Origin of the sequence: Syntrophothermus lipocalidus DSM 12680, from assembly GCF_000092405.1 — a bacterium.
In the GTDB taxonomy this organism is placed as follows: Bacteria; Bacillota; Syntrophomonadia; order Syntrophomonadales; family Syntrophothermaceae; genus Syntrophothermus; species Syntrophothermus lipocalidus.
Map to the genome: position 1 here is coordinate 1,908,268 of NC_014220.1, position 24,178 is coordinate 1,932,445.

At 51.7% G+C, this 24,178-nt stretch carries 18 protein-coding genes; all 18 read right to left on the reverse strand.

Going from position 1 to position 24,178, the window contains the following annotated elements; genetic code table 11:
• Positions 1-2 precede the first annotated feature (2 nt).
• Positions 3-1,388, reverse strand: coding sequence for an RNA polymerase factor sigma-54 (gene rpoN / locus SLIP_RS09200; RefSeq protein ID WP_013176010.1), 1,386 nt, complete (start codon positions 1,386-1,388; stop codon positions 3-5).
• A gap of 68 nt (positions 1,389-1,456) precedes the next feature.
• On the reverse strand, positions 1,457-2,404 hold the full coding sequence (gene whiA, locus SLIP_RS09205; RefSeq protein ID WP_013176011.1) for a DNA-binding protein WhiA: 948 nt from the start codon (positions 2,402-2,404) through the stop codon (positions 1,457-1,459).
• A 25-nt stretch (positions 2,405-2,429) separates the two neighbouring features.
• On the reverse strand, positions 2,430-3,422 hold the full coding sequence (locus tag SLIP_RS09210; RefSeq protein WP_013176012.1) for a gluconeogenesis factor YvcK family protein: 993 nt from the start codon (positions 3,420-3,422) through the stop codon (positions 2,430-2,432).
• A 3-nt stretch (positions 3,423-3,425) separates the two neighbouring features.
• Positions 3,426-4,319, reverse strand: a complete 894-nt coding sequence (gene rapZ / locus SLIP_RS09215) for an RNase adapter RapZ (protein WP_013176013.1) — start codon at positions 4,317-4,319, stop codon at positions 3,426-3,428.
• A 170-nt stretch (positions 4,320-4,489) separates the two neighbouring features.
• Positions 4,490-5,524 carry a bifunctional phosphoglucose/phosphomannose isomerase gene (locus SLIP_RS09220; protein WP_013176014.1) on the reverse strand — a complete coding sequence of 345 codons (1,035 nt, stop codon included), beginning with the start codon at positions 5,522-5,524 and terminating at the stop codon, positions 4,490-4,492.
• Positions 5,524-6,585 (reverse strand): ROK family protein, encoded by a 1,062-nt coding sequence (locus tag SLIP_RS09225; RefSeq protein WP_049765041.1) that lies wholly within the window; start codon positions 6,583-6,585, stop codon positions 5,524-5,526. Before SLIP_RS09225 ends, SLIP_RS09220 begins: the two co-directional genes overlap by 1 nt.
• Before the next feature lie 5 nt (positions 6,586-6,590).
• Positions 6,591-7,712, reverse strand: a complete 1,122-nt coding sequence (locus SLIP_RS09230; RefSeq protein ID WP_013176016.1) for a DUF362 domain-containing protein — start codon at positions 7,710-7,712, stop codon at positions 6,591-6,593.
• Positions 7,702-8,526, reverse strand: coding sequence for a Cof-type HAD-IIB family hydrolase (locus tag SLIP_RS09235; protein ID WP_013176017.1), 825 nt, complete (start codon positions 8,524-8,526; stop codon positions 7,702-7,704). The genes SLIP_RS09230 and SLIP_RS09235 overlap by 11 nt, the downstream gene beginning before the upstream one ends.
• A gap of 27 nt (positions 8,527-8,553) precedes the next feature.
• Positions 8,554-8,904 carry a phage holin family protein gene (locus SLIP_RS09240; RefSeq protein ID WP_013176018.1) on the reverse strand — a complete coding sequence of 117 codons (351 nt, stop codon included), beginning with the start codon at positions 8,902-8,904 and terminating at the stop codon, positions 8,554-8,556.
• 156 nt (positions 8,905-9,060) lie between these two features.
• Entirely contained in the window at positions 9,061-10,857 is a 1,797-nt protein-coding gene (uvrC, locus tag SLIP_RS09245) for an excinuclease ABC subunit UvrC (RefSeq protein ID WP_013176019.1), read from the reverse strand.
• A gap of 113 nt (positions 10,858-10,970) precedes the next feature.
• Positions 10,971-13,805 (reverse strand): excinuclease ABC subunit UvrA, encoded by a 2,835-nt coding sequence (gene uvrA / locus SLIP_RS09250; RefSeq protein ID WP_049765042.1) that lies wholly within the window; start codon positions 13,803-13,805, stop codon positions 10,971-10,973.
• Positions 13,806-14,279: 474 nt separating this feature from the next.
• A complete protein-coding gene (gene uvrB / locus SLIP_RS09255) occupies positions 14,280-16,283 on the reverse strand; it encodes an excinuclease ABC subunit UvrB (protein WP_013176021.1) in 2,004 nt (667 codons plus the stop codon).
• Between the two features lie 268 nt (positions 16,284-16,551).
• On the reverse strand, positions 16,552-17,613 hold the full coding sequence (locus SLIP_RS09260; protein ID WP_013176022.1) for a hypothetical protein: 1,062 nt from the start codon (positions 17,611-17,613) through the stop codon (positions 16,552-16,554).
• A 183-nt stretch (positions 17,614-17,796) separates the two neighbouring features.
• Positions 17,797-19,032, reverse strand: a complete 1,236-nt coding sequence (locus SLIP_RS09265) for a PDZ domain-containing protein (protein ID WP_242649163.1) — start codon at positions 19,030-19,032, stop codon at positions 17,797-17,799.
• 501 nt (positions 19,033-19,533) lie between these two features.
• Positions 19,534-20,706: a S41 family peptidase gene (locus SLIP_RS09270; protein ID WP_041432979.1), complete on the reverse strand. Its 1,173-nt coding sequence runs from the start codon at positions 20,704-20,706 to the stop codon at positions 19,534-19,536.
• Between the two features lie 237 nt (positions 20,707-20,943).
• Complete coding sequence (locus SLIP_RS09275; RefSeq protein WP_013176026.1) at positions 20,944-22,077, reverse strand: murein hydrolase activator EnvC family protein; 1,134 nt, start codon at positions 22,075-22,077, stop codon at positions 20,944-20,946.
• A gap of 140 nt (positions 22,078-22,217) precedes the next feature.
• Complete coding sequence (ftsX, locus tag SLIP_RS09280) at positions 22,218-23,108, reverse strand: permease-like cell division protein FtsX (RefSeq protein WP_013176027.1); 891 nt, start codon at positions 23,106-23,108, stop codon at positions 22,218-22,220.
• Positions 23,105-23,788, reverse strand: coding sequence for a cell division ATP-binding protein FtsE (gene ftsE / locus SLIP_RS09285; RefSeq protein WP_013176028.1), 684 nt, complete (start codon positions 23,786-23,788; stop codon positions 23,105-23,107). Before ftsE ends, ftsX begins: the two co-directional genes overlap by 4 nt.
• Between the last annotated feature and the right edge of the window lie 390 nt (positions 23,789-24,178).

Here is a 24,178-nt window from a genome sequence, read left to right on the forward strand (position 1 = left end):
TACTAATACCTCTTACGCGCTGACGTTGACATTATTCCCAGTTCAGTTCGGTACTTGGCAACTGTACGCCTAGATATTTTGATCCCTGACTGTTCCAATACCTCCGCTATTTTTTGGTCGCTTAGCGGGTTTCTGGCGTCTTCCGCGTCAATCATCTCCTTGATAAGTTTCTTTACGCTGCGGGAAGCATACTTCTCAATGCCCTCCGCTGCACTAACAGCACTGCCAAAGAAATACTTCAATTCGAATACCCCTTGAGGTGTTTGAATATATTTGCCAGCAGTAGCCCGGCTTATGGTCGATTCGTGTACTCCGATCATATCTGCTACCTGCTTAAGGTTCAGGGGCTTAAGGTATTTCACCCCTTTGTCCAAGAACTCCCTCTGCACCTCAACTATGCAACTGGCTACTTTATAAAGGGTTAGCCTCCGGTGTTCGATGCTGCGTATAATCCACAATGCAGAAGCAAACCTGTCTTCCATGAACTTCTTGGCCTCGTGCCCGAATAGTCCAGGTTGTTTGAGCATGTTCTGGTAAAATTGGTTGATAACTAGCCGGGGAAGATTTCCCTCACATACTTGAATAACATATTCCCCGTTAATCCTCTCTACTATAACATCCGGCACCAAATATCTTATATCGTAGCTATTACCGTACTGTCGCCCGGGTTTGGGGTCAAGTGTGCGTATAAGATCCGCCGTTTCCTGTACATCTTTGACCGAGATCCCCATTCGAGCAGCGATCTTGGCTACCCTCCCCTTGCCCAGGTCATCCAGATGCTCTCTAACTATCTTTTCGGCAACAGGATTAATCTTGCCTGTCTGCACAAGCTGAATACAAAGGCACTCCGACAGGCTTCTGGCTCCCACCCCGTAAGGCTCAAACGTTTGAATTACTTTCAATACCTTTTCCACCTGTTCATTCGCAACCCCGAGGTGCTGCGCGGCCTCGGCTATACCCACCCTCAGATACCCGTTGTCGTCAATACATCCGATCAAAAACTCTCCTATTACCATATCTTCGTCGCTTAAAGTGATGTCCGCCTGGAAAAGTAAATGTTCGTGAAGGGTAGGCGCCTTTGTCAACAGGTTTTCGTATCCCTTACTTTCTTCGCTCTTTTCCTTGGGTCCCAGATAGCCTAAATCACTTCTATCCAAAAAATACTCCCACCACTCGGTTTCAAAACCCTCATCCTCTGATTTTAACTCGACCTCCACCGGCTCAGGATCATCCTTTAATTCTAGAAAAGGGTTTTCGGCCAGCTCCTGCTGAAGATACTCGTCCAACTCCAGTGCCGACATCTGCAGAATAGCGATGGCTTGTCGCAACTCCGGCGTTATGATCAGCTTTTGGCGTTGTTCCAGGGACAAGTCATGGATAAGTCTCAACGAACTTCCCCCCCCGAATCAAGTGCCATAGCACCTACATACTTCTACAAGTACAGCAAAATCTCCTTCTAAATCGTGTCACCCAGTATTCTCCTGGCCATGGCCTCCAGCCGTCTCATCCGGTAGGCAATCCCGGATTTGCTCAACGGAGGCTCCATCATGCCTCCAAGTTCCTTAAGGCTCAGGTCAGGATTCTTGAGACGTAGGATCGCCACGTCTCTTATGGATTCTGGGATGCCTTCCAGTCCCACTTTTTCTATAAGTCTGGTTATGGTTTCGGTCTGTCGCCAGGAAGCAGCTACAGTTTTTTCCAGGTTCGCAGTTTCGCAATTAACCAACCGGTTCACCTGGTTACGTACGGACTTGACAATTCTAACGTTTTCAAAATCGAGCAAAGCTGTACTGGCTCCCGCTACCCTGAGAAAATCGACAATACTTTCGCTCTCCTTGATGTATAAAACAATTCCGCTCTTGCGCTCGCTTACGCGGGCAGCTATGCCCAGTTTTTCTAAAAGCTTTGCCACATCCTGTGCCGTTACCAGCGAAGGGCATGTTATTTCTAAGTGGTACTCTCCTTCTGGTTTGTTTACCGATCCCCGGGCCAGGAAGGCTCCTCTGAGATAACACCTCTTGCAGCAGCGCCGGTGAACCAGACTCTCTGGAACTCTCTCCACTCGCCGGCCTTGTCCATTAAAAAGGCCTAATTCCTGCATTAAAAACATTTCGTCGCGTTCTTGCCTGGCTCTAACAATGAAAACCTTATTTTTCTTCAATTGTCTCTTATTTAAAATCGTAACTTCTACCGGCACCGCCAACAAAGCTTTTGCCAATTTGAACACTTTACGAGCAGTAGCCGCGTTTTCGGTGCTTAATTCCCAAACCATTTCATTTTGACTATCGTCCCATGTAAATGTACCGCCGATGTTCAACAAACCCGAAAGTTCTGCCCTTTGGCAGCACTCCTTCTCAGGAATTATCCGCGCTAATTCGTTTTTTGTTTCGTTAGAAAAGCTCATAACTTAGTCCCCGTCCCAGCGGGCATCAACCTTTCCGGTCCTTTATGATGCCCAAAACTACCCTGGCCAGTTTGTCGCTGTCGTGCCATGCCACCTCCCCGCGAGACACCAAGTCTTCTTTAATAATCTTGATCCCCATCCGGGCCACCCTCGACGGGTCAAACACTACCGGCATCGCTCCTTCGGAGTAATACCGCTCTAACAGGCTGTCCGCAATCGGTCCCACGTTAACTACCGCATAATCGAGGAAGGCTTTCCCTGCGTGGTCGTAGACTGCCTGTATATGGTCAGCTACCGAATAGCCGTCAGTCTCACCTTTCTCGGTCATGATATTGGCCACGTATATCCTTACCGCATTCGTACGAAGTAAGGCCTCTACCACCCCCTTGACCATTATGTTTGGTATTATGCTGGTATAGAGGCTCCCCGGGCCCAGCACCACAGCATCAGCCCGGGCCAAGGCCTCCATGGTTTCCTCCAATGGCTTGCAGTTCTCAGGGACAAGGTATACCCTCCTTACTCCCTTTGTAACTTCGCGAATCGAGGTCTCCCCAATGATAAATGACCCATCGCTAAGCTCGGCTGCCAGCAGTACTTGTTCGAGGGTTGCCGGTAAAACCCGGCCCCTGACAGCCAGTACCTTACCCACTTCCTTGATGGCAGAAATCACATCACCTGTAATCTCGGCCATAGCCACCAAAAGCAGGTTCCCTAGGTTATGTCCTTCTAAACCCTTACCGCCCCGAAACCTGTGGTCAAACACACGGTCCATCAAAGTTTCAGTTTCCGCTAAGGCCACCAAACAGTTGCGGATATCGCCAGGTGGTACTACACCCAGCTCCCCGCGAAGCCTACCAGAGCTGCCCCCATCATCGGTCACAGTCACCACAGCGGTGAGGTTATTGGTGTAGCGCTTTAATCCCCTCAATAAAACGGAAAGCCCGGTTCCTCCTCCTACCGTAACGATGTGGGGCCCTTCTTCCCGAACCTGGTCACTTAACAAGCAGTTCTCTTTCATGGATTAAAAGTTCTCCACCTTGTACCTTTCCACATCCCGGTGTTTCAGAATCACCCGGTAACCGAGCTTGCGTAATTGTTTGCCGATATAATCCGCCAAAACCACCGAGCGGTGCTGCCCACCCGTACACCCTACCGCCAGTACCAGGTGAGTCTTACCTTCCCTGACGTAGAAAGGTAAGAGGAATTTCAGTAAGTTCAAGAACCGGCGCAAGAAAGACCTGGTTGTATCTGATCCCAGAACGTATTTCTTAACCTCATCGTCTTCCCCTGTAAGATAGTGCAGATCGGGTTCATAATTGGGGTTCGGTAAAAAACGAACGTCCATCACCAAGTCGGCATCCATCGGAAGTCCGAGTTTGTAACCGAAGGACACGACCGTAATAGTCATCACATCCTTATCATCATCGCTACCGAATAGCCGGGTCAGTTCCTCTTTTAGCTTTGAAACCGACATGGCTGAGGTGTCGATAATAACATTGGCCCTGCCCCGGAGTTCTTGCAGCATTTTCCTTTCTAAACGTATGGCTTCAACCAACCGTCCGGAAGGAGCTAAAGGGTGCTTCCTACGCGATTCCTTGAACCGGCGTAGCAAAACCTCATCTGAGGCTTCTAAAAAAAGTATCTGGTGCTTTATCCCTTGTCTTTCCAGATCGTCAAGGACAGCAAACAAGTCATTAAAAAACTGCCCCCCGCGGACATCTATCACAAAAGCTACTTTCATCTTATTGCCTTCCAGCTGAGCGGATAACTCCGTAAACTTGGAGACCAATGCGGGCGGCAGGTTGTCAACACAAAAATAACCCAGATCTTCCAGGCAGTTTACGGCCTGAGTTTTGCCCGCGCCTGATAAACCGGTGATAATCAGTACTTCCAGGTCCTTACTGCCCAGTAACAAGCTTGTTCTCCCTTTCTTTGCAGGCTATAGTCCCTTGCTGTGAAGCCCGCAAGCTTTTCCAAAAGTTACCCTCGTCCAACTCCTACTTCATAAATCATTATAGCAGATGTACCGTCTATACATTCCTAAATCTTAGCTCTTTCTCTTAAATTCTTGTTCTCACTTTCTGCCTATTCTGCCATTCTTGCTTTCAGGTAGTCTATGACCTGGACTGGAGTGGGATTAATTCCGTACAGCTCTGCCAGGTAAACACTGGCGTAATCTCCCACATAGATAAGCGAGTAGGTCTTGGCTAGGAAACTGTTTCCCCGCGCCTCCACCTCTGCTACGCTGCTCACCTTGCCCTGAAGAATATCTTTGGTTATTTCAATCCGCTTCGTTATCCGCCCGTGGTCATCTGGGTCCCGCAGGATTATCACCGCCAGTTTTTTTACCAGATCCTCGGGCACCTCGAAACCTACTATCTCGTTGTGATTCAGCTCTGGAAACACGTTGAAGTAAGCTGGGGCCTTGGCATTCTCATTGATTTGGCCTTTCCAGCGCATGGCCGCCACTTCCGAAGTAGACGAACACCCCCAGATAACCGGTATTCTCTGATAAAGCTGGCCGGCAATGAATCTGGCTCGGTTGGAATCTTCTTCACGTCCGGGCTCAATTTCTTCCCGCAGTTGGGTCAAAACGGTTACCGTCTCCTTCACATCTTCGGAGGCCCCGGACACGAGACCAAGTCGTTCTAAGACCAGGACCAGGGGAGCAAAAAGGTACCCGGTTGCAGCCCTCGGCACCAGGCCGCCGGTTATCGTGATCACTGGGTTACCATCTAGAGCCGCCATCTCAGCCAGCTTACCCCCAGTCGTGAAAGCGATTATACTCGCACCTTTTTCCCGGGCGTCTTCGTAAGCACTCAGAGTCTCTTCCGTGTTCCCTGAATAACTGACCGCCAGGACTAAAGAATCCGGCCCCACAAACCGCGGCAACATGTAGTCGCGGTTGACCACCACCGGTATCGGCAAACGGCTCTGGCAATAGCACCTTAGAATATCGCCTCCGATGGCTGAGCCCCCCAGCCCAGTCACCACAATGTTGGCGTACTCCTTCTTGAGTCCGGATGCCTTGGAAAAGTCCATTTTGAGGCATCCCTCAAACTGTGCGGGTAGGTTGTACAGGAATTCGAACATCATCTCCGGTCCCATTTCTACCGCCATCAAAATCCCTCCTTGATTTCAGCCACAGATTGACACAGATTGGGCGTGGTTGGATATTTTTGGGCGGCCAGCGCGAAACATCCTAACAGCCCGGCGCGAGTACCCAGTTTACCTCGCAATACCTGCACTTTCTCGCCTTGAAGCTTCATGGCCCGTCGCTTCATTTCCTCCCGGGCGGGTACCAGCAGTAATTCTCCCAAACCAGAGACAACCCCTCCTCCTATGACTATGGCTGCCGGGTTGAAAATATTAACCAGATTGGCCAACCCGATTCCCAGATAGTATCCAGCCCGGGCGATGATCTCGCTAGCCGCTTCGTCTCCTTTTCTTGCCGCTTCCCCGACCACCTCTGCAGTCAAGCGCTCCATATCGCGGCCTGCCAGTTCCCACAGCAAAGCCCCTTTGCCGGCTCTTACCATGTCCCGGGCTTCCCGCGCTATGGCCGTTCCCGAAGCCAGCGTTTCCAGACAGCCGTGGTTTCCACATCCGCAAAGGGGACCGTCTTCCGGCAGTATCACCATATGGCCGAATTCCCCCGCCGCCCCGCAGGCTCCATGATGAATTCGCCCGTCCAGGATGATTCCCCCGCCGATCCCGGTCCCCACAGTCATAAAGAGCAGGTTGTCAAAAACCTGCTGGTAACCGAAACGATACTCGCCCAAAGCTGCCAGGTTAGCGTCATTGTCTATCATCACCGGGAAGTCCGGAAAATAACCGGACAACCTCTCTTTTAGGGGAAAACTGTCCCACCCCGGAAGGTTAGGTGGCTGGTAGACGATACCAGACGAAGGATCGAGAGGCCCCGGTGCCCCTACTACCATAGCTCCGATCTCTTTTTCCTTCACCCCGGTATGTTGAAGCAGTTCGCACACCGTTTGTGCTATTCGTCCTACTACCCTTTCCGGGCCTTCTTCTGCTCTGGTAGCGACCTTAAGCTCCGCCCTGATATTGCCTTCGGTATCGCCTAATCCCGCCAGGATCTTGGTCCCGCCCAAATCCACCCCCACAATCCAGGAACGTGCCTTCAGTGGTGAGCCGTTTTCCCTCGGTGCGACCTTCATCAACCTCACACCTTTACCAGCTGGTATTCCATGGACCCCAACCCTATCTCCTGGCCGTGAGTCAACTGGTACCTCCAGTCGATTCCGGGATGCACGGCTTGAAACTTGTCCACTCCCTCGGCCACCCCCTCGAGCACGGATCCGGCTGCGCCCGGTAACCGGTTTACCGCTTCGGCACAGGCTAAGTCGAGAGCGACCGGGTCAAACGAAGCAAAAATGCCAACGTCCCGGGTAATCGGCGCATCATTAAAACCGTAACAATCGCATTCGGGGCTGACGTTCACCACAAACGATAGGTAACCTGTCTTGCCCTGTTTGTTTTTGACCGCCCCCAGCGCATATTCCGCCATCTTCTCTTGAATGACCTGCGGTGTGGTCTTCCAACTTATGTTGATTGACCCAAAAAGGCACGATATCACGCATTCCCCACAGCCATAGCACTTCTCGTAGTCGATGACTGCCCTGGGCTTTTCCCCTTCTCCTCTCTCCACCATGCTGATGGCCCCGGTCGGGCACCATTCAGCACAGCGGCCGCAACCGGTGCACTTGTCTTCTTTTAGCCTGGGTTGAAAATCGGAATGCATCTGCTGCTTGCCGCTTCTTGCCCCTAGCCCCATGCCCACGTTTTTTATCGCTCCTCCGATCCCGGTCAGTTCGTGACACTTGAAGTGGGTCATCACGATCATGGCATCGGCATGGTAGGCCGCAGCCCCGATATTGACTTCTTTAAAATGGCGCCCTTCCACCTTAACCTTTATGTAATCGCGCCCAGTAAGACCGTCAGCTATAAGGAGCGGAGCCCCAACTACCGCATAGTCGAACCCGTTCATTATCGCCGTTTCCAAGTGGTCGACCGCGTTACTGCGGCTGCCCCGGTAAAGCGTGTTGGCATCAGTTATGAAAGGCTTGCCTCCCAGTTCCTTTACTCTATCTACTACCCGTCTCACGTAGGGCGGCCGTATGTAAGCCAGGTTACCCTTTTCCCCGAAATGGATCTTTATGGCTACCAGGTCCCCCGGGCTTATGAGAGTGTCAAAACCAGCTCTCTCCATCAGTTTTTCTAGCTTGTCCAGCAGGCCTTTGTTGCCAGTCGCCCGCAAATCGGTGAAGTAGACTTTAGATACCACCTTCTCTCTCCTCCCTCTCCAAGACAAATTTTCTGAGGGCTTCCGCCACTCCGTGTTCGTCGTTGGAACAAGTCACGTAATCCGCGGCTTTCCGAACAGGCTCGCGTGCATTGGCTACCGCTACCCCCAGTCCTGCCCAGCGGATCATGTCCAAGTCGTTATAGCTGTCGCCGACCGCCATGACCTCCTCCCTGCTTATCCCGCAGTAGGCTGCCAAAGCCGCTAGGGCATGAGCTTTGGTCGCTTCCGGGTGCATGGCTTCTAAATAGTGCGGTTTTGACCTGGTAATGTAAAGGCAGTGACCAAATTCTGCCCTAAGTTCACGTTCCCAGCAGTCAAGACGATCCGTGTCTTCTTCGATTACCAGTATCTTCAGCGGTCCTTGTTCGACAACGGTCTCCAACCGGTCTACGATAACCGGCTCTACCCCTGCCATCTCCGCATACGCTAATCCCTGTGGAGTAAGTCTATCGAAGTAAAGTTCATCTCCTAGATAAGTCTGGTAATGACAGGGCAGGGAACGAACTCGCTCTAGAAAGAGTAAACCATACTCAGAGGGAACCGGTTTGTAGTAGATAGTTTCTCCGGAAAAAGAGTTTTTCACCCAAGCTCCCTGGTAAGTTATTAAGGGCACGTTCATGTTAAGCTGCTGAGCATAAGGCAGGGCCGACTTAAACATCCGGCCCGTAGCTAGTGTCACCTTTACTCCTTTTTGGTTAACCTCTTCGATGGCTTGCTGGCACTCGCGGGATATCGCCAGATGTGAATCGAGAAGGGTATCATCCAGGTCCAAAGCTACCAATCTGATGGTCATTAGCTCCTTCACTCCCGCGCTCGGATCTTATTGTTCATGCTGGTCTTTTACCACCCAGCTGAGCACAGCGCTGACTACCGAGATGATAAGGGCACTGAGAACTGCAGCCCAAAAACCAGAAACATCAAATCCTTTGATTACACTGGCAGTCAACCAGAGCATGAGCCCGTTGATAACCAGGGTAAACAAACCGAGAGTAAGGATGTTGATCGGTAGGGTCAATACTATGATAACCGGGCGAATAATCGCGTTGACGATACCTAAAAAAACCGAACCAATAATAGCGCCTGTAACCGTCACTTCGAAACCAGGCACGATCGCTGCCGTAATGATGATGGCGATGATGTTAGCCAACCACCTAACTACCCAGCCCCGCATGCTATCACCTCCGTTCCAGTTTAAGCTTTGCCTACACGTAGTCACGGATCAACTGCTGTCAACATAGGTATGATTACTTCAATTACATTGTACCATAAAGACTGGAACAACTAACCAGTATACTCAGGCCAATCTTGCGTTACCCCATCTAGGCAACTAATCCCCGTCACCCTTTGGATTGAAGAACGCGAAAACCTTTTCGGCTACAGTTCGGTTCATCCCTTTCACCCGGCTCAGTTCCTCCGGAGTAGCGTTCTTGATGGCGTCAACCGAACCGAAAGCCTGGAGGAGCGCCAGTTTTCGTTTTTCCCCTATGCCTGCGATCCTATCGAGTTCTGACTGTGTGATGTTACGGCTGCGCCGCTTTCGCTGGTACGTGACCGCAAACCGGTGGGCTTCGTCGCGCAGGCTCTGTAACAGGTGTAGAGCCTGATGTCTCCTCGGAAGCCTCAACGGCTCCCGCTGCCCGGGAAAGTATATTTCTTCGTTCTTCTTGGCCAGGCCGACCACCGGAACCGTTATCCCCATCTCCTGCATCACCCGCTGGGCCACGTTAACCTGGCCCAGTCCCCCGTCTATGACTACCAGGTCAGGCATCGGCAAAAACGCCGGGTCCCCTTCTTGCCCCCGGGTTAGCCGCCTGCGCAATATATCGCTCAGAGCCTGGTAGTCGTCATTGATATTCTTCCCTAGATTAAACCTGCGATAGGCAGATTTATCCTTCTTTCCTGCAGTTAAAACCGCCATAGAACCTACCGTGCCCTCTCCGGACAAGTGAGAAACATCATAACATTCTATGCGGAAGGGTACTGTCTCCAGTGAAAGCACCTGGGCCAAAGCCGTCAAAACGCCGTGCCCCTCACCAGCCCTTGCTTTTTCTTCGGCCAGCAGCCGGGCGTTCTCTTCGGCCATCACCATCAACTGTCGCTTGGTTCCCCGGTGCGGCACTTTGATAGTCACCCTTGCTTTTTTCATTTCGGAAAGCCAGGTCTCCAATACTTCCCGGCCTTCGGGTTCAACTGGGATCAGTATCTCGCGGGGCAGGTCCGGGCTCTCGCTGTAATACCTTTGAATAAAATAAGCTACTATTTCTTTTAGTCCTTCCCCCATGACCGTCCTTAACTCGAAAGTCTCTTTGCCCACCACCCGTCCAGCCCTCACTTTGAATACCAAGCCCAGCATCTCTCGGTTTACCGGGGCAAAAGCCATTACATCGAGTTCCCAGGGGTTTTCCAAAACAACCTTCTGTTTTTCCGAGACTTTTTCCACGGCTCTTATGGTATCCCGCAAGCGGGCCGCTTTTTCAAACTCTAGCTTGTCGGCAGCTTCCCTCATCTCTTCCTCCAGCCCCGCTAAAAGACCGGCGTGGTCCCCTTCCAAGAAACGGCACACGTCGGCCACTACCCGCATATACTCCTCCCGGCTTATTTCCCCGGTGCAGGGAGCCAGACAACGACCTATGTCTCGTTTCAGGCAGGGGCGTCTTCCCAGCCTCAGCGTGCGGCAGGTGCGTACCGGGAAAATGCCGGTCAGAAGGCGGATGGTTTGTCGCAGGGCCCCTACATCGCTGTACGGTCCGAAATACCGGGATACCCCGTCCTTTTTTTCCCGGGCGATAACCAGGCGCGGGTACTCTTCAGCCATGGTCACCTTCAGGTAAGGGTAGCTCTTGTCATCGCGGAGCATTATGTTATACCGGGGTTGGTAAGATTTGATGAGGTTGCTCTCGAGAATCAAGGCCTCTACTTCGTTGGCAGTCACGACGTAATCGAAATCCCTAACCTTGGCCATCATCGCCCTCACCTTGGGCAGAAGCTGCGAAGGCGACTGGAAATACGAGCGCAGCCGGTTTCTCAAGGCCTTGGCCTTGCCCACGTAAATGACCTGCCCCCGCTCATCTTTAAAGAGGTACACCCCGGGTTTTTGCGGCACTTTACCCAGCCTTTCCTTCACTTCAACACCACCATGAACTGAATGCAGAATTAAGAATTGAGAATGAAGAATGATGGTTTAATTCTTAATTCTTAATTCTTAATTCTTAATTCTCAATTCTTAATTCTCAATTCTTAATTCTCAATTCTTAGTTCCCTTCTCAAGAACTGTCCCGTATAGGAGCGGGGGTTGCGGGCAACTTCCTCAGGCGTGCCCAAAGCCACAATCTCTCCACCGCGTTCCCCGCCTTCTGGCCCCAGGTCTATTATGTAGTCGGCTGACTTTATAACATCTAGGTTGTGCTCGATGACTATAACCGTATTCCCGGCGTCCACCAACTGGTTCAGGACTTGCAAGAGATGCTTGACATCCTCTTTGTGGAGGCCTGTAGTTGGCTCGTCCAGGATGTATACGGTCTTTCCGGTCGAGCGACGGGACAGTTCGGTAGCCAGCTTCACCCGCTGTGCCTCCCCTCCCGAAAGGGTAGGGGCCGGCTGTCCCAGGGTGATATACCCCAACCCTACATCAGACAATACCCTGAGCTTGCGGTAGACTTTGGGCACATGGGCAAAAAACTCTACCGCCTCATCGACAGTCATGTTCAACACATCTGCGATACTTTTGCCCCTGTACTTTACTTCCAGGGTCTCCCGGTTGTACCGTTTACCTTTGCAAACCTCGCAAGGCACGTACACATCCGGCAAGAAGTGCATCTCGATTTTTATAATACCATCACCGGAACAAGCCTCGCACCTGCCTCCTCTCACGTTAAAACTGAAGCGTCCCGGCTTGTACCCGCGCATACGTGCCTCTGGAGTATTGGCAAAAAGCTCTCTAATGCCGTCAAAAGCCCCGGTGTAAGTAGCCGGGTTCGACCGGGGCGTTCGGCCGATCGGCGACTGGTCGATATTCACCACTTTATCGATATGCTCGGTGCCCAGGATCTCATCGTGTTCTCCCGGTTTTTCCCTGCTCCGGTAAAGCACCTGCATCAGGCGCCGGTACAGGATTTCTTCGATCAAGGTACTCTTACCCGAGCCGGAAACCCCGGTCACACAGGTAAATGTCCCCAAAGGTATACTCACGTCCAGGTTTTTAAGGTTGTGCTGGCGGGCTCCTTTCACGGTCAAGAACTTGCCGCAGCCGGGTCTTCGCCGGGTCGGAACCTCGATTCGGCGCACCCCCGCTAAGTACTGCCCGGTCACAGAGTCGGAATTTTCCATGATCTCAGCCACGGCGCCCTCAGCCACAACCCTCCCGCCGTGGATGCCAGCCCCAGGCCCTATGTCCACTACCCAGTCCGCCGCCCTTATGGTGTCTTCATCATGCTCCACCACGATAACGGTGTTGCCCAAATCCCGCAGGTTTTCCAGGGTCGCCAGCAATCGGGCGTTGTCCCGGGGGTGTAAGCCCACGCTCGGCTCGTCCAAAACATAAAGAACCCCCACCAGTCCCGATCCGACCTGCGTGGCCAAGCGGATACGTTGGGCTTCCCCTCCGGAAAGGCTACCTGCCGCCCGGTCCAGTGTCAGGTATTCGAGCCCCACGTTGACTAAAAAGGATAGGCGCCCCTTTATCTCTTTTATTACCTGGCGGGCAATATGCTCTTCACGCGGCGAAAGTCTCAAGCCATCAAAGAACTCCTGAGCCTGAGCCACCGACAGGCTGGAAACATCGGCGATAGATTTGTCCCCCAGAAGCACCCACCTAACCTCTTCCTTGAGCCTGGTTCCCCCGCACCGGGGACACGGGCTGGAAGTCATGTAGCGGGCGATCTCCTCTCTCGTCGCATCAGAGGCAGTCTCCTGGTAGCGGCGATAGAGGTTGTTGATAACCCCTTCAAAACTAGCCCTGAATACCTCGGTTTCTCCATAGCTGTTGGTGTACCTGACGGGAATCCTCTCCGGCCCGTTGCCGTACAGTATCAAGTTTACTTGCTCTGGAGACAGTTCCTTGACCGGGCGGTCTAGGGGTATACGGTATTTATCCGCTACCGCCCGGAGCACTACGTTATAGTAGGTCCACAGGTTGTTGCCCCACGGTTTAACCGCGCCCTCCAGAAGCCTTTTCTCCCCATCCAGAACCAGCGCCGGGTCGATCTCCTGCTTGAACCCAAGCCCGTCACACTCCAGGCAGGCTCCGTATGGGCTGTTGAACGAAAAGAAGCGGGGGCTTATCTCGGGCAGGCTGAACCCGCAGTCCGGGCAGGCGAATTCACGGCTGAACCACAGCTCCTCTTCGCCCTCATCTCCCAGGACCTGAACCACTGCCGTCCCGTTGGCTAATTCGAAAGCCAGTTCGATGGCTTCCGCCAGCCTGCTCCTGACCCCTTCCTTTACCACCAGCCTGTCGATCACTGCCTGGATATCGTGCTTCCGGTTCTTATCCGGTTTTATCTCTTCATCCGAAGTATATTCGATGCCGTCTACTATTACCCGCACAAAGCCGTTTCGAAAAAGGTCTGACAAGAGCTTCTGGTGCTCCCCCTTTTTGCCTTTAACTACGGGAGCCAAAACCTTTATCCTGGTTCTTTCTGGCAATGCCAAGACCGCATCCACTATCTGGTCTACCGTCTGGCGCTGGATAGGACGGTGACAATGAGGGCAATGGGGTTTCCCTACCCTGGCAAACAAAAGCCTCAGGTAGTCGTAGATCTCGGTCACGGTTCCGACCGTGGACCGGGGGTTATTGGAGGCTGCCTTTTGATCAATAGAAATAGAAGGAGAAAGCCCTTCGATGTAATCCACATCCGGTTTCTCCATCTGTCCCAAAAACTGCCTGGCGTAGGTTGAAAGGGATTCCACGTACCGCCTTTGTCCTTCGGCGTAGATGGTGTCGAAAGCCAGCGATGACTTGCCTGACCCCGATACCCCGGTAAACACCACCAGCTTGTCCCGGGGAATAGTAACGTCTATGTTTTTTAAGTTGTGTTCCCGTGCTCCTTTAACGACTATACAGTTCTTCACCATTCCCACCTTGTCTAGTAGCCACAGATGAACACAGACCTGGCACTCAGCTCAAGTCTTTGGTTAGCGGCTAGCGTTTTAGGGTCCTACCGGCATGTTACAATTTCAGTCAGCTGAGTGCCGGGCTGATAAACACAGATGATTTTGCAATTGGGTGTTTAACAAGGCCTATTCAGAAAAGTCCTTCTATGGCATATTACCTAGTGCTATCAAAAATCTTTCCTAATTTTGTTTATTATGTCTAGTATTGTTTGGGTTGAGGTAATACTTGTAAAATATAGCATACCCGTGCAAAAAGATATGGCTATTATTACCAAAAATATCTGTGTAAATCTGTGATAATCAGTGTTCATCTCCCGGCACTCAGCTAAACCGTAACACATAGCTCCTAGCGAATTGCAATCCGCCCGTCACTAACCCAGATTTAGGCTGAGTGCCGGGTCTGTGGCTTAATTATAAATCAGCGTAAATCAGCGTCTAATGAATTCTAGTTTTCGTTTTTCCCCGCTTCTTCCCACGGGTTCCCTCGGCTTGTCTTATGAGATCGCGCAAGTAGGCTGCCCGTTCGAATTCCAGCATCTCTGCTGCTCTCCTCATTTCCAGTTCCAGCTCGGTCAGCAACCGTTTTCGTTCTCTGGCGTTCAATCCCTCAAATGTCGAGCTCCTGTATTCCTCAGGCTCTTCGGCAATCGTAGCCTCTATGGGGGGCCGTATGCTTTTAGTAACTGTTCGGGGTGTGATCCCGTGCTGGTGGTTGTACTCCAGCTGGATGGCCCGGCGCCGGTTGGTTTCGTCGATTGCCGCCTTCATAGCGGAGGTGACGTGGTCAGCGTACATTATAACCTTACCTTCCACGTTACGGGCAGCTCTCCCGATGGTCTGAACCAGCGACCGCTCCGAACGCAAGAACCCCTCTTTATCGGCATCAAGTATAGCTACCAAAGCCACCTCGGGCAGGTCCAGCCCCTCCCGGAGAAGGTTAATTCCAACGAGTACGTCGAATTCTCCCAGTCTCAGGCCCCGCAGTATATCCATTCTTTCAAGGGCGTCGATCTCGGAGTGCATGTACCTAACCCGGAATCCGGCATCGCTCAGGTAATCCGTAAGCTCCTCGGCCATCCGTTTAGTCAAGGTCGTCACCAGCACCCGGTAGCCTTTGTCCACCTTCAGCCGTATCTCCTTCATCAGGTCGTCTATCTGGTTTTGGGTGGGTCTTACCTCCACCTCCGGGTCGACTAGGCCGGTAGGCCTGATAATCTGCTCCACTACCTGGCTGCTGTTTTCCAGCTCATAAGGCCCGGGGGTAGCGCTGACGTAAATACACTGCTTAACCTTGGCCTCGAACTCCTCAAACGTAAGCGGGCGGTTGTCCATAGCCGAAGGCAAGCGAAAACCATAGTCCACCAGGGTCTGCTTGCGCGAGCGGTCCCCTTCGTACATCCCGCGCAACTGAGGTATTCCTATGTGAGACTCATCGATAAAGACAATGAAATCCCGGGGGAAAAAGTCGATCAAGGTATAGGGCGGTTCCCCCGGCTGTCTTCCTGTAATATAACGGGAATAGTTTTCTATCCCCTTGCAATAACCGATTTCCCTTATCATCTCCAGGTCATACCGGGTGCGGTGGGCCAGGCGCTGAGCCTCCAAGAGCTTACCTTCCTTTTTGAGGAGCTCCACCCGTTCCTCCAATTCTTTTTCAATCTCTGCCGCCGCCCTCAGCATCTTTTCCCGGGTAGTGATGTAATGGGAAGCCGGGAAAATCGAAACGTGAGTCCTCCTGCCTAATATCTCCCCCGTCAGGGGATTGAACTCCAGTATCCTTTCGATCTCATCCCCGAAAAACTCTATACGGATGGCATTTTCCCCGGCAGATACCGGCATCAGCTCTACCACGTCCCCGCGCACCCGGAATTTGCCCCGGCTGAAATCGATTTCATTTCGCTCGTACAGGTTCTCCACCAGTCTCTTCAAGAGCTCGTCGCGCCCTGTTTCCATGCCTGGACGCAGGGAAATCACCATTTCCCCGTAATCTTCGGGGGACCCTAACCCGTAGATACAAGAAACGCTGGCCACGATGATCACGTCTCGCCTTTCCAGCAAAGCTGCGGTAGCGGAGTGGCGCAGCTTGTCTATTTCGTCATTTATGGAAGAGTCCTTTTCAATATAAGTATCAGTCTGGGGAACGTACGCCTCTGGCTGGTAGTAGTCGTAGTAACTGATAAAGTACTCCACGGCGTTCTCCGGGAAAAACTCCCGGAATTCGGCGTAAAGCTGCCCGGCCAAGGTCTTGTTGGGAGCAATAACCAGAGCCGGCCGCTGCAGCTCGTTTATTATGTGGGCCATGGTAAAGGTCTTCCCGGACCCGGTAACCCCCATCAAGGTCTGGTGCCTGTACCCCCGCCTCACGCCTTCTACGATGGCTTTTATAGCTTGCGGCTGGTCGCCAGTCGGCTTGTACTCCGAACGAAGCTTGAACTGCACCGCGCAACCTCCCAAGTGAGTAATTATAGCCACTGATAAACACAGATAAGCACCGATGAACACAGATTCCCATAACACGTGCAGGCGTATCATCAGTAGAAAATGAAAATGCCCACACAGAAGCTTTTCCTGAGGAGTGTTAGCCGGCTCGCTCCAAGACTTCTCTAAGATCCTATTTTCGGAGCAGGCTAATCTTCATATAGTATGTTTTTTTATTTTATAAATCAGTGTAAATCTGTGCTAATCTGTGTAAATCTGTGGCTCAAATTTATTGAATCTCCTCGATTATCTGGGCCTGGATGCGTTCGATCTCGCTGAAATCCATGGCCCGGCTGTAGATCTTCTGCAAACGCTTCCGGCAAAACTCGGCCTTAGAGAGAACAGCACTCGCTTCCTCTACCAGCGCGTCCAGCCGGCGCTGGGCTTCGTTGATTTCGTGTTCGAAAAAATCTTCTGGCTCTGACTCAATACACTCCCGGGTATCTATAATTATATCACCAGGCCTGGCGGTTAGAGTAAGCCCGCTGGCATCGACCACGGCCACGCCGAGACTGGTCATTATGATCATGTTCAGACTGTCGGGGTTTAACCCGTCGTGGTAAAACTCCACCTGACACCCCCTAGCCAAAGCTCGTTCACCTAAAGCCAACAGAACCGTTGACTTGCCGCTGCCAGGTGGTCCCTGTAAGACATACCTGCAGGCACAAGACCCGCTAAGCTGGTCGATATAACTGACAAACCCCTGGGGGCTAAGTGTAGACCCAAAGTAATGCCTTTCGGTAGGAATCCGGTCGAGTATTTCCGTCACCAGCCGCGTAACCAGGGCCTCCACTCGTTCCAGATTGAGCCCAGTTACCCAGAAACTTTTCAGCCCTTCCTTTACCCGGCTCGCCTCTTTAAGTAGGCCCCGGCTGAGTTCAACATGTTTCTGTATCTCATTTACCAAGTCTCTTATCTCCTGCTGGTGTTCTACCAACTGTTCACGGTCCCAATGCTCGCCCAGATTTATGACCTCCCCTGCAATTCCCGGGTATCTGGCCTCAATTTTGCATTCGAGATCCCCATTTACAACCCCTAGCCCTAACTGCGGAAAAATAACGCCCTCTAGCGATGAAGCGTTGAAAGGAGAAACGAAAAAGTCCGTTTCGTATCCCTTAGTCGCCAGGGCCAAACCCACCTGCCTGATAAAAGTGGATCTGCCTGAGCCTGGTGCTCCCTTAAGGATGTAAACCTTGTTCAGCTCATTTATCAAAGCCGGCAGAAACGAGCTGTAGCCCTGCCCTGTGTTACTGCTGGCCAACAAGTACCTTATTCGTCCCCGCTTATTCACGATCTGCCTCCCCCCTAAAACCTTTTCCCCTACAAGCAGCCTCGCCCCTCGCATCGGGCCCAGGCTACTATTATGCTATTCGGAGGGTAAGCAAAATGTAACCACTACCGAATCCTATCAGCCAACCGGCCATATCGGAATCTACGGAAAACTGAGCCAACTCAGCTCTTCGACCAACCCCTTTTAGCGCAAGAATCTTTTCAGCCAGTTCAAGAAGCGCTGAGAACGAAATGCAGCATGCCGTCTGCGCACGCCTTCTTCCCCAGGATCCGGTACTAGCACAATGCCAAGACTTTGCCCTGGCTTTCTCGCAAAGGAGGAAGAAAAAGCCTGCCCCTCGCGACAGATCTCTAGCTGCAGTTCGCCTCCGTAATACCGCAGCAAAGCCTCCATCTCTTCCCGGCTGTTAACCGTCAAACCGTTGACTCCCACCACCACGTCCCCTCTTTTTAGCCCGGCCTGCGCCGCCGTGGATCCAGGCAACACTTCCAGAATCATTACCCCTCGCTCGGGCATGACGTACGAAGGAGTAGCCTCCGATTCCGCCTTGATTCCCAACCATATAACGAGTTCATGCCCTAGAGGACCGAAAAGGGCCGGTAGGATGCAGAGATGCGGGTTACGTGAAGCCATGACCGACAGGATTAACAGCACAAGGCTGAAGCAGAACAAGTTACGCGCCGACACCTTGCTTTTTTGTCGGGGCGAAGCCGTAGTTGTAACTTCCCCGTATCCCAAAATAGCTATTATCGGCAGCAATACGTAGCTGACAGAGGAGGGAACGCCTGAACTGTCGTGAAAAAGTGCCCACCATCCGGCCCGCCACCAGTCAGGCAGTGTTATCCCAGTGCTGGCGGTTCTCGGGTCAACCACGCTCATCACGGCAACCAAAGGTATTGGCCAAAACTTCTGCAGGTTGAAGCCTCCCACAACACCGTGTCTCTCAGTCTGAACGTAGACCGGCATGGGGTCTATGTGCCCCGAAAAATAGATGAGCATGCTCTCTACCATGTGTAAGACGGCTACTAGGCCCATAAGCTGGCCAACACTAACATCCGGCCATCCGAACACTAGATGGGAAACTGAAATTATACCCCCGGCATAGGCAAAACAAAGGAACCGGGGGTGAATCAGCATCAGAAGAATTGCGGTAATGAACAGATAGGCTATCCCCATTCTGGCCAGGTCCACGCCTAATCCCAACAGGCCTGCACTGCCCGCAACACCGCCTGCGATTCCAACCAGAGTTGATAGCAAAGTCGAACGGATATACATATTCCTGTTCGTCGGGAACAGTCCCTGCGACATCCGTTGCATCCGCCGATACTGCCAGCCCACGACGATGATCAAAACCAGAAAGAGTGGGCTGAGAATAATCTGCAGCCACAGCTTTAGGACTACGACGACAAATGATCCCACTTCGCTCAACCGGATCACTCCTCAAACGGAACCACAGATTAACACAGATTTGCACTGATTAACACAGATGTTATTTGAAACGCAGAATTACGCAGATTATTTCAGATTATTCTACTAGATGAATTTGCTGCTTGGTACAAAAAACAGAACTTTGGTTGCATAATTCGCTTGTATGTAGCGGAGACATTCCCGGCTGTTTACCATATGCTGGTTTTCACTATTAGCGGGTCTGGGTTTTCTAAGCGACATAGCAAATAAAGGATATTATGTTGTATGCTGGCAGTGCCGGAGTCTGGTAATTTTATTGTTTACTGTATAATATTTGTTTTTATCTTATCTTTTCTATTTCTGCGTAAATCAGCGTCTAATTAAATATCAGTGTTCATCTGCCCGGCACTCAGCCGGATGAGCAGAAAACGTGTCCAAATAGAGCAGGATGGCCATTTCGGGCGTAGTGTCCACGGTCCTCGATGCGCTGAGTGCCGGGTCTGTGGCTTCGGTTTAGGGGTTGCGGGATGAAATCTCCTCTAGCAGGATAGATTTGGCTCTTGCCAACTGTTGGTCCTCGCCGTTTTTGCCGGCCGGTACCGTGTAATCCGGTGCAATCCCAACATGGTCTATATCAGTCCCCTTAGGGGTAAAATACTTATCCGTTGTCAGCTTCAAAGCATCGCCCGCGGCCAGAGGATATACCGTCTGTACTAGCCCTTTACCAAAGGTTTTCTCTCCCACCAGGGGTGCTACCCCGTGATCCTTCAGGGCCCCTGCTAAAATCTCGGAAGAGCTAGCACTCCCCCCGTTTACGAGCACAACAAACGGCATGTCAAAAGCTCCAGCATGAGCTTCGTGTACCACCTCCCGTCCATAACGGTTACGGACCTTAACGATAACCCCATCATTTAGGAACAGATCAGCAATATCAAGGGCCGCTTGGAAATCACCCCCAGGGTTATCCCTTAGATCGAGTATGAGTCCCCTGGCTTTTTGCTCTACCAAGGCGTGTATAGCTTTTTCCATCTCGCTAGCAGAAGTGGCGGTAAACTGAAGCAGGTGTACGTATCCTACAGGCACGTCTCCTTGCAGCAACCTTGACTCCACCGAGGGAACATTGATTATTTCTCGGGTTATCGTGAACTCATACTCCCTCCGTTCGCTTTCTCTGTAGATACCGACTGTAACCTGCGTCCCTGGTTCTCCTCGCATCAGCCGCACCGCATCGTCCAAACTCATGCCCTGAGTAGAGTCCTCGTTTATGCGGGTAATTACATCGCCCGATTTTATCCCAGCTCGCTCGGCAGGCGTATTTTTAAGAGCTGATACCACCTTCAACCGGTTCTCCTCATCGGCTCCCACAACGATACCGATGCCCCCGAACGTCGCTTGTATCTTTATAGTCAAGTCGCGATACTGGTTAGGATCCAAGTAAGCAGAGTAAGGATCATTCAGGGAATCCACCATACCCCTCATCGCGCCTCTGATGAGCCCCGGAGTATCGGCTGGCTTTAATGCCTTTGTCTTCAATAACAAGGTTTCGGTCGCTAGACTGGTTAAGCTACCTCGATACGTGATGAATAGGTAAGATGTAGTCAAAGTAACAAGAAAACCTATGATGGCAAAAAATATCACACATCCCTTGATAAACCTGTTATTCTTCAATACCACTACCCCTTCCATTTCCCCTTAAGTTTATTACCGGTCAACAACTAATATGTTAACCCAAGTGTTGCCATTTAACAAAACAAAAAATCGCCCCTCCCAGGCGATCTCTTCAGCCTCTAACTTCCACATTTCCAACTTCCTACTTCCGGCCTCCAACTTCTATTCTGGCTTCCTACTTCCTACTTCCGGCCTCTAACTTCCATTCTGGCCTCCAACTTCCAACTTCCTACTTCCAACTTCCAACTTCCATTCTCATATCCATCCCCTCGGATCGACCGGGGTACCGTTCTTCCGCACCTCAAAATGTAGATGCGCTCCGGTGCTCCAACCCGTAGAACCGACCAGTCCTATCGTATCCCCTTTATCGACCCTCGCTCCGGTCGAAGTCCTGTAAGCAGACAAGTGAGCATACAGGGTAGACACGCCTCCCCCGTGGTCGACAACTATCGTGTTGCCATATCCCCCCATCCTACCGGTATAGATAACCGTCCCTCCATCCGCGGCCACCACCCGAGCCCCGTAGGGAGCCCCGATGTCAATCCCGGTGTGAAGTTTGCGGATCCCCAGGATGGGATGGTAACGCATTCCGTACTCTGAAGTTACCCTGGTGTAGCCAGGTGCCGGCCAACAGAAGATTCCGGTTCCCTGATAAGCACTTTCCGGTTTCTGCAGCGAGCGGATCAAGCGTTCCAGCTCGCGGGAGGTTTCTTCTAATTCTTCCAGTGCCTTTTCGTATTGTTCCCTCTGGTTCTGGACCTGGTTTAAGACCTCCTGCTTCATGCCGGCCTGCTCTTCCAAAAACTCGGCCTGGGCTTCGCGTTTCTGCTTGGTGTACAAGAGGTCGCTTTTCTTGGCCTCGAGTAATTTCTTTTTCTGCTCCAGGTCCGCGCGTTCAGCCTGTATCTCCTCTATGAGCTGCATGTCTTGGCTCACTATCTCTTTCAGCAGGTCATAACGGGTCAGAAAATCCACGATATCGGTAGAATCGAGAAGCACCTCCAGGTAAGACACGTCCCCGGTCTCGTACACCGTAACCAGCCTCTGAGCTAGGTAGTCCGTTTGCTCATTCAAATGAGCCTCAGCCTTCTGGATGTCCCGCTGAATAGAATCTATGTCTCCTTCCACTACCGATACCTGCTTATCGAGGCTCTGAATCTCTTTCCTGGTTTCTTCCATCCCGTTCTCAATAACCTCGATCTGTTTCATTATGTCCTTTTCCTGCTGTTTAGCCTTCTTAATCTGATCCCTGCGTTTGGCTATCTCTTGCTGAATCGAACGCAGTTCTTTCTGTTTCTCCTCGAGTTGGCCAGCGTAAGCCGGAAAAAGCGCTGCCAAGAAAAACACCAAAGTGAGACACGCGATAAGCCCCTTGGCATGCTCCTTCATCTCCTGCCCTCCAACCTCACCATTTTCTACCCTTGTCCGGGCATCTTGGACTCTTTCGCCTTAACACAATTCCCCGAAGCGCCCTTCAAAACAGCCTAACCTGCATCCCGGCTCTTGTGTGGTTTCAATATGACTGAACTCTAGATATTCATATACCGGTTCACCGAGATGTAGGTTCCAATAATCCCTAACGCTGCCCCCGTTGCCAGGAGCCCCCCGCCCAGTTTCCAAAGCAAAGACGTGTCCCGCACCAGAGGAATAAACGAAACCGCCAGGCCCAGGCTATTCACCAGATAATAATAGCCTACCGACAATACTAAAGCCGCGACCGCCGATCCCGCGATCCCCAAAATTATCCCCTCGATGAAAAACGGCCACCGGATAAACCACCTAGTCGCTCCCACCAACTGCATCAGGTAGATCTCCTTGCGCCGGGAATAAACACTGAGACGGATGGTGGTGGCAATAAGGAAAACGCCTGCCCCGGCTAGGAGTACAGTCACCACAAGGCTCAGGTTCCTGACCCACCGGGTGGCAGCGAAGAGCTTTTCTACTACTCCCTGCCCGTAACGCACCCGGTAAATACCAGGGATGCCCTGAATCTTGCGGGCCAAAGACGGGACCTGATGGGGATCGTTGGCTTTAATGCGGTAACTGTTGCGTAACGGGTTCTCGCCGCCCAGGGTTTGGATCAGCTCGCTTTCTTTCTTGCCAAATTTCTTGGCCAGTTGTTTCATGGCCTCGTCGCGGGAAACGTACCTGACTTCCTTAACCTCGGGGATGTAACTCAATTCTTTGCCGATCTCTGTTTCTTGCTGGTGGCTCAAGTCTTTCTCCAAAAAAGCTACTATCTCTACGTCCGACTCCAGGTTCGACATAACCTGTTCGGCGTTCACTATCATCAAAACCGCCACCCCCAGGATCAATACACAAGCCGCCACCGTCGAAGCGGTGGCCAAGCTCAAGAGCCGGTTCCGGTACAGGGATCTCGCTGCCTCACCGAAGTAATAGCCTACATTACGCAGGCTCATGCAATAAACTCCTCCGGTAAGGAATCGTGAACCACGCTACCCTCTTTTAAGAACACCACCCGTTTTTGCATCCTTCTCACAATCTCCTGGGCGTGGGTAGCCATGATCACCGTTGTCCCGTTTTTATTAACTTCCTGCAAAAGGTCCATGATCTCCCATGAAGTGTCGGCATCGAGGTTACCGGTGGGTTCATCCGCAATCACGATTAAAGGCCGGTTCACGATAGCCCGGGCTATCCCGGCCCTCTGCTGCTCGCCACCTGAAAGCTGTGAAGGATAACAGCCGGCCTTGTCCCTCAACCCCACCAACCTCAAGGTCTCCTCAACCCTGCGGCTGATGTCGTGCCGGTTGCCCCCAACTACCTGCATAGCGAAAGCGACGTTTTCAAAAACCGTCTTGTTCTCCAGCAGCTTATAATCTTGAAAAACCACCCCAATGTTTCTTCGCAGCATAGGGATTTCTCCGGCCTTCATCCTGACCACGCTCCGCGACGCGATGAATATCTGCCCGCGGGTAGGTAATTCCTCACGGTACAAAAGCTTCAAAAGCGTGGATTTTCCGGCCCCGCTTTGCCCCATCAAAAACACAAACTCTCCTCGATCTATCTTAAGAGAAACGTCATTCAACGCCTTAACCCCGTTGGGGTAGGTCTTGGAAACGTTATACAACTGCACTAGCAAGACTTATTCCCTCCCCGACTTTGAACCTCGCATTTACCAACAAAAAACCACCTAATTATAGGTGGTTCTACACCGCTCCTCAAAATCCTCCTAGTATTTGCCGGGAAAAATGGCCACAGATATACACAGATGAGCACTGATGAACACAGATGTGTTTTTTATTATTAGACGCAGAATGACGCAGACTCCCAATACACTAAGAGTGTCTCACCACTAGAGAATGAATCAGTTTCGCCATGTGTTGTCCGGCACTCAACGAGAATATTCAAATTTTACTCATATTGACGGCCCTTGGTTGAGTGCCCGGAGTTCGTCATACGTCGCTTCGCCCGGCTAACAATCCCCTCAGGTTTATGCTCGGCGAAAATTATCTCCGTTAATCTGCGTCAA

Coding starts and splice junctions, on each gene's coding strand:
- SLIP_RS09220 (WP_013176014.1), bottom strand. CDS start 5,524: ATGGCGGTAGAAATGGGACCGGAGATGATGTTCGAATTCCTGTACAAC.
- SLIP_RS09210 (WP_013176012.1), bottom strand. CDS start 3,422: ATGAAAGAGAACTGCTTGTTAAGTGACCAGGTTCGGGAAGAAGGGCCC.
- SLIP_RS09275 (WP_013176026.1), bottom strand. CDS start 22,077: ATGAAGGAGCATGCCAAGGGGCTTATCGCGTGTCTCACTTTGGTGTTT.
- uvrA (WP_049765042.1), bottom strand. CDS start 13,805: ATGGTGAAGAACTGTATAGTCGTTAAAGGAGCACGGGAACACAACTTA.
- SLIP_RS09225 (WP_049765041.1), bottom strand. CDS start 6,585: ATGAAGGTCGCACCGAGGGAAAACGGCTCACCACTGAAGGCACGTTCC.
- SLIP_RS09270 (WP_041432979.1), bottom strand. CDS start 20,706: ATGGAAGGGGTAGTGGTATTGAAGAATAACAGGTTTATCAAGGGATGT.
- SLIP_RS09235 (WP_013176017.1), bottom strand. CDS start 8,526: ATGACCATCAGATTGGTAGCTTTGGACCTGGATGATACCCTTCTCGAT.
- whiA (WP_013176011.1), bottom strand. CDS start 2,404: ATGAGCTTTTCTAACGAAACAAAAAACGAATTAGCGCGGATAATTCCT.
- SLIP_RS09240 (WP_013176018.1), bottom strand. CDS start 8,904: ATGCGGGGCTGGGTAGTTAGGTGGTTGGCTAACATCATCGCCATCATC.
- ftsX (WP_013176027.1), bottom strand. CDS start 23,108: ATGAGCCTGCGTAATGTAGGCTATTACTTCGGTGAGGCAGCGAGATCC.